The 12,168-nt window shown below is 46.3% G+C and carries 9 protein-coding genes; all 9 read right to left on the bottom strand.

The genetic code is table 11. The annotated features are described in order from the left end of the window. The coding region (locus A7K50_RS00005) for a translation initiation factor IF-2 N-terminal domain-containing protein (RefSeq protein WP_199698201.1) at nucleotides 1-395 on the bottom strand (395 nt) is incomplete at its 3' end. Between the two features lie 75 nt (nucleotides 396-470). Further along, entirely contained in the window at nucleotides 471-788 is a 318-nt protein-coding gene (locus tag A7K50_RS00010; protein ID WP_083916837.1) for a L7Ae/L30e/S12e/Gadd45 family ribosomal protein, read from the bottom strand. After that, a complete protein-coding gene (locus A7K50_RS00015; RefSeq protein ID WP_015044123.1) occupies nucleotides 785-1,051 on the bottom strand; it encodes a DUF448 domain-containing protein in 267 nt (88 codons plus the stop codon). Before A7K50_RS00015 ends, A7K50_RS00010 begins: the two co-directional genes overlap by 4 nt. Nucleotides 1,052-1,088: 37 nt before the next feature. After that, a complete protein-coding gene (gene nusA / locus A7K50_RS00020; RefSeq protein WP_119774243.1) occupies nucleotides 1,089-2,567 on the bottom strand; it encodes a transcription termination factor NusA in 1,479 nt (492 codons plus the stop codon). A 27-nt stretch (nucleotides 2,568-2,594) separates the two neighbouring features. After that, on the bottom strand, nucleotides 2,595-3,053 hold the full coding sequence (gene rimP / locus A7K50_RS00025) for a ribosome maturation factor RimP (protein ID WP_020493143.1): 459 nt from the start codon (nucleotides 3,051-3,053) through the stop codon (nucleotides 2,595-2,597). A 157-nt stretch (nucleotides 3,054-3,210) separates the two neighbouring features. Then, nucleotides 3,211-6,924 (bottom strand): PolC-type DNA polymerase III, encoded by a 3,714-nt coding sequence (locus tag A7K50_RS00030; protein ID WP_119774244.1) that lies wholly within the window; start codon nucleotides 6,922-6,924, stop codon nucleotides 3,211-3,213. A gap of 405 nt (nucleotides 6,925-7,329) precedes the next feature. Next, nucleotides 7,330-9,054: a proline--tRNA ligase gene (locus tag A7K50_RS00035; protein WP_119774245.1), complete on the bottom strand. Its 1,725-nt coding sequence runs from the start codon at nucleotides 9,052-9,054 to the stop codon at nucleotides 7,330-7,332. A gap of 187 nt (nucleotides 9,055-9,241) precedes the next feature. Further along, nucleotides 9,242-10,435: a flavodoxin-dependent (E)-4-hydroxy-3-methylbut-2-enyl-diphosphate synthase gene (ispG, locus tag A7K50_RS00040; RefSeq protein WP_348980851.1), complete on the bottom strand. Its 1,194-nt coding sequence runs from the start codon at nucleotides 10,433-10,435 to the stop codon at nucleotides 9,242-9,244. A gap of 643 nt (nucleotides 10,436-11,078) precedes the next feature. Beyond that, the gene (rseP, locus tag A7K50_RS00045) at nucleotides 11,079-12,167 is read right to left on the bottom strand and encodes an RIP metalloprotease RseP (RefSeq protein WP_243103587.1); all 1,089 of its coding nucleotides are present in this window, start codon (nucleotides 12,165-12,167) and stop codon (nucleotides 11,079-11,081) included. Nucleotide 12,168 lies beyond the last annotated feature (1 nt).

Here is a 12,168-nt window from a genome sequence, read left to right on the forward strand (position 1 = left end):
TGCGGTCTCATCTCTCCGGGCGATCTTTGTCCCTGCGGTCTCATCTCTCCGGGCGGTCTTTGTCCCTGTGGTCTCATCTCTCCAGGTGGTCTTTGTCCCTGACTCGTTTTGTGACCTTCTGCATTTCTAAAACTTTCCGGGGGAGCATTTTCTTCGGTTCTTTTTCTGGCAGGAACTTTTTCCTCAGCCCCGGCAGCCTTAACCGGCCTGCTTACTTCTTTTTTCTGTGATTCGCCTGTCGTGGTCAGCACTTTCTTAACTTTTTCAGCTTCTTCCGTGGATACAGCACTTAAGTGGTTTTTCACTGGTACACCAATATCATTAAACTTTTCCATTAAAGCCTTGCTGGATATATTCAATTCTTTTGCCAGTTCGTGAACCCGAATATTGGTCACATTGTCACCCCCCAAAAACGAAAATAAAAATATAACCTTTCAACTCCTTATATTTAACTGAGAACATAAAAACTTTTAAACTCGCTCATTTTCAGGTGTGTCCCCCAACCTGATGATTGCTTTAGCGAAACCGTCATCCATAATCAGTATAAGTGCTCTTGGTGATAATCCAACAGCCTCCCCGAGTTCTTGTTTCGTGCCGCAGATTATAACCGGAATATGGAGATCATTGGCCCATTGACTGTACTTCTTGATAGAGCCGGGTGAATCTTCTGCCATAATCAATAATGAGCCCTTTTGTTTTTTTAAAAACGCTTCAACTTGTGATTCTCCAGAAGAAATTTTCCCGGCTCTCCTTGCCATTCCAAGCAATGATAATATTTTGGGTGTCAAGAAGAATTCATCTGCCTTTCAATTTCAGCCAGCATTTCTTTGGTGGGTTTGATGCCAAAAGTTTTTTCAAAACGGTTTTGTTTCAGAGCCTTTATCAGACAATCCGGGCACTGGCAAAGGTAAGCTCCACGCCCATTTTTCTTGGAAGAAGGATCAAATTCCAAAACTCCCTCAGGTGTTTTTACGATTCTCAATAATTCTTTTTTGGGTTTCATTTCCTGGCAGCCAAGACACATGCGCAGAGGGATTTTTCTTACCTTCATTTTCTCACCTTTCGGGAATTTCTTTTGGTCACTAAACCTATTTTTTCTTGCTTGAAGACTTGGCCTTTTTTTTGGGTTTCTCTGTTTCCTGCTGTTTATCTACTTGGGAGGCTTCATCAGCAGGTGATTCTAATTCTGAATAGGACACATCAGCATCACTGTTTTCATGCCGAACATTTTCATCGTCATTATATTCTGCAGATTCGTCGTATTCGTCGTATTCATCGTAGTATTGACTGTCCTCGTACTCCTGATAACTCCCGCCATCATATTCATCGTATTCTTCTTCAGTGTAGTCCTGATAACCTTCATCATATTCCTGGTATTCTTCAGATTCTTCGTACTCGCCTTCTACATAGTTGTCGTAGGATCCTTCCTCATAATCTGCATATTCGCCTTCTTCATAGGGCTCATACGCCTGCTCATAGTATTCACCCTCATATTCTTCATCCTGATAGATGTCTTCCGGGATCAGATTCTGAGCAAGCGCTTGCGTTTCGTTCTTAATATCAATTTTCCAGCCGGTCAACTTCGCGGCCAGTCTGGCGTTCTGTCCTTCTTTCCCGATCGCGAGTGATAATTGATAGTCCGGCACGACCACCAGCGTCACCTTGTCTTCATACCGTGGATAAACGCCCAAAACTCTGGCCGGGGAAAGCGCATTGGACACAAACTCAGTCGGATCAGCTGACCAGTTGATGATGTCCATTTTTTCGCCTTTCAGTTCATTCACGATATTCTGCACCCTGCTGCCCTTCGGTCCAACACACGCTCCGACCGGATCAACGTTTTTGTCTTTCGAGTAAACGGCAATTTTCGACCGTGCACCTGCTTCCCTTGCAACAGCCTTGATTTCTACAATTCCATCATGAATCTCTGGAACTTCCAACTCAAACAATCGTTTGATCAATCCAGGATGGGTACGGGAAAGCAAGATTTGGGGACCTTTTGTAGTTTTCTTCACTTCAACAACATAGGCCTTGATTCTTTCAAAGGATTGGTAGTTCTCTCCAGGGTTCTGCTCTGAGGCAGGCAATACAGCCTCCACCTTGCCAAGATCGACAATGACGTTGCGTTGTTCATAGCGTTGGACGATGCCAGTGACAATATCTCCCTCACGATTGATATATTCATCGTATATTAACCCACGTTCAGCCTCGCGTATTCTTTGAACAACAACCTGCTTGGCAGTCTGCGCTGCGATGCGGCCAAAGTCACGCGGAGTGACTTCAAATTCAACAATATCTTCAATGGAATAGTTCGAATCAATTTTTTTAGCTTCTTCTAATGATATTTGGGTACGCTGATCATCCACCATTTCCGCAACGTTTTTGCGGGCATATACTTTGATTTCTCCATTCAAGCGGTCTATATGGATCCTTACATTCTGTAAAGAGGAAAAGTTCTTTTTATATGCCGATATCAGAGCAGCTTCAATCGCTTCAAACAATATCTCTGTCGAAATACCTTTTTCTTTTTCTAATTCGTGAATTGCTTCAATGAACTCCATGTTCATCTGTCTGAATCCCTCCTTGAAATCATTTTAAAACTCAAAAGTAAGATGGGCCTTTTCAATTAGCGACAAAGGAATGGCAATCTCCCGCCCCTCATATTCTAGGATAACCTGGTCATCAGCCAGTCCTTTTAAATTTCCGGTAAAGCGGTTGTATTCCCGAAACACTTCTGTCGTATGAATACTCACAAGCTTTCCTGTATATTTAATATAATCCTCTCTCTTTTTAAGCGGTCTCTCAATTCCGGGAGAAGATACTTCCAGCATATAGGCCTGGGGAATCGGATTTTCTTTGTCCAGAACCTCATTAATTCGATGGCTTACCTCGGCACAATCGTCAATATCTACTCCGCCTTCCTTATCAATATATAATCTTAGATACCAGTGAGCACCTTCCTTAACATACTCGACATCGACTAATTCTAGTCCCAGTTCCATTACGAGCGGCTCTGCCAAACTTATAACTTTGTTCAAAATAGAATTGCTCATCGTATACTCCTTTTAGAGTTAAGCATTTTTCATTTTTTATCATACCAAATGAAAGAGTGGGTAATCCCCACTCTGAACCAAAAATCTACTTAGAATAAAATTCCTTCTTTTACTATATCATATACTGTTTCTGTCTGCAATATTCCTAATGCGCAGTTTAAAACAAACTCAGTTGATTTTTATCGGGCAGCCCTTCCAGACATCCGTGCTGCTGAAGCGTTTCAATGACGGTTTTGCTGATTTTCCCGTTGGACCGGGCCTGGATATCTTCAACAGATTTGATCGCTCCCTGTGCCCTGAGTTTGACCAAACTCGCCGCAGCCGTTTCACCGACTCCCTGCAGGGATGACAGTGGCGGCAGAAGCCCGTTGGGCGTTACCTGAAAACGTACCGCATCCGATTCCCACAGATCAACCTTGCGCAGCTTAATCTTCCGGCAGTACATTTCCACCGCAATCTCAAGGATCGTCTGTAGGTTCTTGTCCTTAGCCGTTGCATTATTGCCTTTAGCGGCAATTTCTTTGATAGTCTCCCGGCACTTTTTCACACCACTGCAGATCAGTTCCGCATCAAACTCATCTGCCCTGACGGTAAAGAAGGTTGCATAAAACGCTTCAGGATAATTGATCTTAAACCAAGCGATCCTGAAAGCCATTGTTACATATGCTACAGCATGGGCTTTCGGAAACATATAACTGATTTTCTGACAGGAGTCCATATACCAATCCGGAACGTTTTGTTTTTTCATGGCCTCAATATCTTCATCTTTGAGTCCTTTGCCCTTGCGGACCGACTCCATAATTTTAAAGGCATGGCTTGAATTAAGTCCCATCTGAATCAAATAGATCATAATGTCATCACGGCAGGCAATAATGTTAGAGATGTCGGCTGTCCCGTTTAAGACAAGGTCCTGGGCATTGCCTACCCAGACATTCGTGCCATGGGAAAGTCCGGATATTCTAACCAGATGGGAAAAGCTTGAAGGTTTGGTGTCTTCCAACATCTGTCTTACAAATTTTGTGCCGAATTCCGGGATGCCGAGTGTTCCGGTCGTGGAACCGATTTCCTCCGCATTCACGCCAAGTGCATCGGTACTCGAAAAGAGCGAGAGGGTTTGCGCATCATCGAGCCGAATTTTCTTCGCATCAAGTCCGGTTAGGTCCTCCAGCATTTTAATAGACGTCGGATCATCATGGCCGAGCAGGTCCAGTTTGGTTAAACGCCCGGAGATGGAATGGTAGTCGAAGTGGGTCGTGATGATGTCTGAAGTGGTGTCGTTGGCCGGTCTTTGTAACGGGGTAAAGTCAAAGACATCGCATTCTTTCGGGATAACCATTAATCCTCCCGGATGCTGTCCTGTTGTTCTTTTTACGCCCGTACAGCCACTGACCAGTCGGTTCAGTTCTGTCTGATTGTATTTGACCTTTCTTTCCTCCAGGTAATTCTTCACAAAACCATAGGCAGTTTTTTCAGCAATCGTGGAAATCGTTCCGGCTCGGAAAACATTTTCCTTGCCAAATATCTCCTCGGTGTATTTCATAGCTCTAGGCTGATATTCTCCCGAGAAATTTAGATCGATATCAGGAACCTTGTCTCCTTTAAAGCCCAGGAAGGTTTCAAACGGGATGTCATGCCCGTCTTTAACCAGTTCCCTGCCGCACTGCGGACATACTTTATCCGGCAGATCCACACCTGCTCCGGTGATTCCGTCCGTCACAAACTCTGAATAAAGACACTCCGGATTCGCACAGCGATAGTGCGGTGGAAGCGGATTGACCTCCGTGATACCGGTAAAAGTTGCGACGAGTGATGATCCGACGGAGCCCCTTGATCCGACCAGATAACCATCCTCGTTCGATCTTTTTACGAGTAGATGCGCAATCAGATACAACACGGCAAAACCGTTGCCGATGATGGAATCCAGTTCCTTATTTAAGGTTTTCTGAACCGTTTCCGGCAAAGGATTGCCGTACAGCTCATACGCTCTGGTTATCGTCATATCCCGGATTTTATCGGCAGCGCCTTCAATCTTCGGTTCAAAAAAGTCGTCCGGGAACGGTTTGATTTCAGCGACCTGTTCAGCAATCATTCTCGGTGTTGTGACTACCGCCCGATAGGCATCCTCATCATCAAGATAAGCAAATTCCTTGAGCATTTCGTCCGTTGACCTGAAATACAGCGGAGCCTGCTCATCAGCATCGGCAAAGCCTTTCCCGGCCATCAAAATTCTTCGGTAGACTTCATCTTCTTTATCAAGAAAATGGACGTCACAGGTAGCCGCGACAGGAATACCAAGTTCCTTACTAAGAGAGACAATGTGCCGGTTCATATCGATCAATTCTTGTTCGTTGGAAACCTCACCGTTTTTCAGCATAAACCGATTGTTCCCCAGAGGCTGAATTTCCAGATAATCGTAATACGAAGCAATTTTTTTGATTTCTGCCGCATCTTTCTTTTGCAAGATTGCCCGCATCAGTTCTCCTGATTCGCAGGCCGAACCAAGGATCAAACCTTCCCTGTGGGCATCAAGCAGCGAACGCGGAATACGGGGACGTCTGTGGAAATACTCCATATGGGAAGCGGTAACAAGTTTATACAGATTTTTTAAGCCGGTATAATCCTTGGCCAGAATAATAATATGAAAAGAACGGCTGCGGCTCAACTCAACCGGATTCGTTCCGCCATCCTCGACCAAATAGCCTTCCATGCCATAGATGATTTTGACACCGTATTTTTTTCCGGCTTCAGCTGCATCCGGAAAGGCCTGGACGACTCCGTGATCTGTTACAGCAATCGCGGTATGTCCCCACTCACCGGCTCGCTTCACCATGCTTTGGATCGATGAAACACCATCCATTTCCGAATGCTTGGTGTGCAGATGCAGTTCAACCCGTTTTTCTTCCGCAAGATCCGGCTTGGACGTCTTCAAAACAGTCATCATATCCCTTGGCATCAACGTCAGCTCGGTCGTATACCGGTCGAACTGCACGGACCCTTTCACTCTGAGCCAGTCACCTTTATTGATTTCCAGAGGTTTTTTCCCTTCATCAAAGAACAGCTTGCAGCCTATCGAGTTTGTCTTGTCTGTCAGACCGAACGACAATAATTGACGCCCGCTTTTTAATAGTCTGATTTCTGTTTCGCAGACCTCACCCTCTACAATGACCTGTTTCTCCTCGTCATGAATATCGGCCAACAGAACCGGCATACCCTTTATCTCTCTGCCAAGCAAAACAGCATTCTGCTCTTTCTTCTCTTTTTTCTCGTCAGGCTTTTGGGACAGGATTTCCTCTACATACTTTTGCTCTTCTTTTTCCGCGTCGAAATAGATTTCTTCTTCGGCGGCAGTCTCTTCAATTTCCCAGAAGATCCTTGTATCCAGATCATATTTCTGCCGAAAGAAGCTTTCCAGACTATCCTGTTTCAGCTGACAATATTCCATTGCCATCATACTCGGAACGAAGAAGGTCAGTCTGTTATTAACAACCTCGTATTTTACGGAAGCATTCAGCCAGACCTTAAGGGAAGGCACCTTCTCGTGAATATCCTGAATGATTTGCAGCCAATGTTCTTGACAAAGCATCTCTAGGGTGAAATTGGGGGACATTTTTGTTTTTATCTCAATCGTGATTCCGTTATTTTCGTTCCCACTATTTAATCTTTTCTTTAAGGATTCAGTTAAGAGACCCAGAATTTCTTCCTGGACCGGACGGGATAAAGAAAGATGGAGTATCCACTTTCTTTGTTCAGGAACAATCTCCACCCTCTCCAGCAATATATAATTTAGAAAAGTATCCAGCCTCATGCTGATATCACTTGGTAATCCCTGATAAAAAGGTGTTGCTTCCAGTTTGACCGCCGCAGTTGACACCAATGATGCCTCCTCTGTATCCAAACGCAATCTCTGATAAATGATTGACTTTCATGATATCTATGTTTGGGGTTGCCTGCATGCTACAATACCGCTTTTCGGCGAATTGCGCCATCCATGGCGCAAATGCCGCGCTACGCACTCCATGCTTCGCTTGTCGCGGTAATTGTAGCACGCAGGCTAATCTTTGGATAAAAGATTATAATGCTTGCTTGAATAACCCTAAGATCAGTCTGGGGGCCACAGTTCCGCGACAAGCGGAGCCTGGATGGCGAAGCGCGGCCTTTTGCGTCAAGGAAGACGCAACGGCCGAAAAGCGGTATTGTGGCCCCCAGACCTGCCATACATAACGTTTTTGTAATACTCAATAATCAACAATTTGTGTAAGATTTTGAAAACGTGGTTCTAGACACGACAGGCTTCTTTGATAATTTCTGTTACAAGACTGCAAACGCGGTCGGCCTCAACCAGCTCGACTTGCCGGGTGCTTCTGTTATACAGTTCAACTTTGCCTTCGGCGAGTGCTTTGGCGCCGATCGTCAGTCTCAAAGGATAGCCAACAAGGTCTGCATCCTTGAATTTTACACCCGGACGTTCATCCCTGTCATCATATACTGTCTCGACCCCTGCTGCCTTTAATTCTGCATACAACCGTTCAGCAGTGGCAACGACATTTTCGTCCTTTAAGGTAACCGGGACGATAATACAATGATACGGGGCAATCGGCATCGGCCAGATAATTCCGTTCTCATCATAATTCTGCTCAATGGCGGCAGCCATGGTTCTGCTGACGCCTATCCCATAGCAGCCCATATAGCAGACCTTTTCCTTACCTGTATCGTCGAGGTAGGTTGCCTGAAGGGCCTGACTGTATTTCGTGCCAAGATTGAAGACTTGTCCAACTTCAATCCCACGGGCTTCTTGGAGCGGGCTCTGGCAATTCGGGCAGGGTTCACCCGGTGCTACCATTCTGAGGTCTGCTATTATGGCAGGAATAAAATCCTTTCCGCAAGCGACACCGAGCAGATGATAATCTTTTTTATTGGCTCCGCAGACTCCATGCTTCATCTCAGCTACTTCAAGGTCCGCGGCAATATAGACGTCCTTAAGGCCAACCGGTCCGATAAACCCGTGCTCACAGTTGAAAACCTCCCGGACTTCCTCCGGATCAGCCATTCTAAGGTTCAGGAACGGCCCGAGCTTATTATTGACCTTGATCTCATTAACTTCCCGGTCCCCCCTGACCAAAACAAGTATAAAACGGTCGTCGCCTTTATATAAAAGCGTTTTAATCAGAGAAGACTTGTTGACTTTTAAGAAATCGGCCAGCTGGTCAATCGTTTTGATACCAGGGGTATGGACCTCGCCTGTCCAACCGACCAAAATATCCTGATCAGCGTCAGGGCACGGTAGACATTCAGCTTTCTCAACATTGGCGGCATAATCACAATCAGGACAGAATACCACCGCAGCCTCTCCGGATTCGGCCAGCACCATAAATTCATGGGTCCCGCCTGTTCCGCCAATCGCGCCGGCATCCGCCTCGACAGCTCGGAAAGTCAGTCCGCAGCGTGTAAAAATCCGTTCATAAGCCTCATACATCTTGCGGTAGCTTTCACGGGAACCTTCCGGATCTCTGTCAAAAGAATACAAGTCCTTCATGATAAATTCCCTGCCACGCATCAATCCGAAACGCGGTCTTCTTTCATCACGGTATTTGTTTTGAATCTGGTACAGAAGGAGCGGCAGCTGTTTATAGGAACGGACTTCACTTCTGACCAGGTCGGTGATGACTTCTTCGTGCGTAGGACCGAGACAAAATTCACGGTCATGCCTATCTTTTAATCGGAACATCTCCGGACCATAAACATCCCAGCGGCCAGTCTCTTTCCACAGCTCAGCCGGCTGGACAATTGGCAGCATGACTTCCTGCCCGCCTTTGGCATCCATTTCTTGGCGCACGATTTGCTCGATCTTTTTAATTACTCTGAGTCCCAGAGGAAGATATGTATAAATCCCGGCTGCAGCTTTGCGGATAAATCCGGCTCTCAGCATGAGCTGGTGACTGATTACCTCGGCTTCTGCAGGTACTTCCCGCAGGGTCGGATTCAGTAATTGGCTAGCTTTCATTGTTTATTTCTTCCTTTCAACAAGTGCTTGCTCTTAAAAGTTTTTACTCTTAGTTCTTGCTCTTCAATATTACCATTTTTACACAGGATTAAACAACCGGGAAATCTCAGATTTATTTAAAGAAAACTTGGTTGACGCCAAGTCTTTGGCAGCAGCCTTAGCTGCACTTCAATTTATCAGAAAGGGTCTAGAGTCTTTCTGATAGACTTAAATCGTCTTCAATTTTCTCTATCAAGGCCTGTATTAACTCTTCCTCAGGTAACTGCGCGATAACCTCACCTCGTGCAAAAAGCAGCCCCCTGCCTTTTCCTCCGGCAATGCCAAAATCAGCTTCTCGGGCTTCCCCAGGGCCATTGACCACACAGCCCATTACGGCGATGGAGACCTTCTCGGATGGTGCCGGTAACGCTTCAAGTCTCCGTTCTACTTCCTCAGCGAGATGAACTAAGTCCACCTGAGTCCTGCCGCAGGTCGGACAACTGATCAATTCGAATCCACCTTTCTTGAGATCCAATACCCGCAGAATCTGCTGGGCAACTGGAATCTCTGCTGCAGGATCGCCTGTCAGCGATACTCTGATCGTATCGCCGATGCCTTCAGCCAGAAGCGTTCCAATGCCGATCGCAGACTTTATCACCCCGGATCTGACCGTACCGGCTTCAGTTACCCCGACATGCAGCGGATAGTCCACCCGGTCTGCAATCATGCGGTAAGCGTCGATCATCAACGGAACATGAGATGATTTCAGCGAAATCTTGATATGATGATAGCCTTCTTGTTCCAGGATGCCGACATGGCCCAATGCGCTTTCGACCATTCCTTCCGCGGTCGGTCCGCCGTATTTCTCAAGGATTTCCTTTTCCAGAGATCCGGTATTGACTCCGATCCGGATCGGGATATTTCTTTCGCGGACCGCGTTGATAACCTCTTGTACTTTCCAGCGCTCACCGATATTTCCCGGATTGATTCGGAGCCCATGAACCCCGTTTGCAACGGCTTTAAGTGCAAGTCGGTAGTCAAAGTGAATATCCGCAACTACCGGAATCGGGCTAAGGCTGCAGATGTCTTTCAAGGCAAGCGCAGCCTGCTCATTTAGGACAGCCGTCCGGATAACCTCACAGCCAATTTCCGCCAGGTGCCTGATCTGATTGAGGGTAGCTTGAACATCCCGGGTATCCGTATTGGTCATCGACTGAATCACGACCGGATTACTACCGCCAATCGCCACCGATCCGATTTTCACTTCTCGCGTAATCCTACGTTTCAATCGATTAACCCTCCTATTTTGACGTAGTTTATCTTGGGCTAGTCTGTGGGCCACAATGCCGCTTCTCGGCTGTTGTGCCCTCCGTGACCCGTCGCTCCTTGCCATCCATGGCATCGCGACATTAGGCCATCCATGGCCGTCAAAAAGCCGCGCTCCGCATCGTGCTCCGCTGACAGCGGAACTGTGGCCCCCAGACTAATCTTAAGTTTAATTTGCAAGCTAGATCAAAGAGCCAGAAAGTATCTCTATGAAGAAGAAGCCTGCCAAGCTCCTTCAAGCGCTCTGATATCATTGATTGGATGCATTCAGATGATGATTGACCTAGCTAACGTCATTCGTTTGCATAGCGTTGGGAACTTAAAGGCTAAAGAATAATCCGTGCTTAAATCAAATCAGATAAACACGCTTTTTATTCGTGATTAAAATCTAGTATGAATTCCCAGCAAGAGAACTATAATTGTATTCTCTACATAGAAGAACTGCAGCTTCCGTATAAGTCATGCCAATTACCCTAAAAATCAGGCTACGGGCCACAGTTTCGCTGTGAGCGTAGCAAGGATTGCGTAGCGCGGCCTTTTGACGGCCATGGACGGCCTAATGTCACGATGCCATGGATGGCAAGGAGCGACGGGTCAAGGAGGACACAACGGCTGAAAAGCGATATTGTGGCCCGCAGACTTACCTAAGGAAAATGTAAAATGACACTCATAATTTAAGGATTTTAGAGACTCATCCGCAATCATTATCCAAATGAAATTTACTTCGTAATTATCCTCAGTATATCCTGATACGTCACCGCGATCATCAGCGCAATCAGCAGTGCGAAGCCTGTCAGCTGGATCCAGCCTTTCTTTTCGATGCTTAAGGGCTTGCGCCGGATTCCTTCATAAGTCATTACGGCTAGCTGACCACCGTCGAGCGCCGGCAGCGGCAGAATATTCAATACACCAAAGTTGATACTGAGCACAGCAGCCAAGGTAAATAGTGATGACATGCCCTGTTTGACGCCTTCCCCGATGACCTGGGCGACACCAATCGGACCCGAAAGTTCAACCGGGGCCTTGCCGGTAATCATCTGGATCAGATAAAGGAAGATTTGTCTAGTAAACTCTACCGTCTGCATAAAACCATATTGAATGGATTTCAGGACGGATACTTTCTGCATGGTATAAGAAGGCGTAATCCCGATCAATCCTTTTCCAAGCTCCTGATCATAGACCGGGGTAATCTCGATCGTGGCAATTTGTTTCGTATCCGCTTTTTCTACGGTAAACGACATCTTTTCTCCGGGGTTGGTATGAATTTGCTGCGTTACGGAATTCCAGTCTGGAGTCTCTGTGCCGTTGATCGCAATAATTCTGTCTCCGGCGGCAAGTCCTGCCGTGGCTGCAGGTTTACCCAGTGACACCTCACCGATTAGGTTCCGGTTATCGGCTACGGCTACACCAAAAAAGGCAAAAGCAACCACAAAAAGCACCGCACCAAGGATGAAGTTCATGAGCGGTCCGGCCACAATGACGGCCATTCTCTTCCAGATTGATTTGCTTTCAAAACTTCGGGCCAACAGTTCCTCCCTGCTGACCTGATCGCCTTCTTCCCCTTCTCCGACTTCTTCAACACTTAAGAATCTGCAAAATCCTCCCAAAGGCAGTATCCTGACGGAGTAAAGCGTTTCCTTACCCTGGAACCCAAAAAGCTTTGGCCCAATGCCAAAAGCAAATTCCAGCACTTTAATCCCCGATCTCTTGGCTATGATGAAATGCCCAAATTCATGTACAAATACCAAAACGCCAAATATTACGATAAAAGCAATTACCGTTTTTAATATCTCAAACAAACCATTCACC

It is taken from the genome of Dehalobacter sp. MCB1, assembly GCF_003590275.1.
Classification (GTDB): Bacteria; Bacillota; Desulfitobacteriia; order Desulfitobacteriales; family Syntrophobotulaceae; genus Dehalobacter.

Excerpts from the sequence above, each read along its gene's own strand:
- A7K50_RS00015 (WP_015044123.1), bottom strand. The coding sequence starts at position 1,051 with ATGAAGGTAAGAAAAATCCCTCTGCGCATGTGTCTTGGCTGCCAGGAA.
- A7K50_RS00035 (WP_119774245.1), bottom strand. The coding sequence starts at position 9,054 with ATGAAAGCTAGCCAATTACTGAATCCGACCCTGCGGGAAGTACCTGCA.
- nusA (WP_119774243.1), bottom strand. The coding sequence starts at position 2,567 with ATGAACATGGAGTTCATTGAAGCAATTCACGAATTAGAAAAAGAAAAA.
- rimP (WP_020493143.1), bottom strand. The coding sequence starts at position 3,053 with ATGAGCAATTCTATTTTGAACAAAGTTATAAGTTTGGCAGAGCCGCTC.
- ispG (WP_348980851.1), bottom strand. The coding sequence starts at position 10,435 with ATGCCATGGATGGCAAGGAGCGACGGGTCACGGAGGGCACAACAGCCG.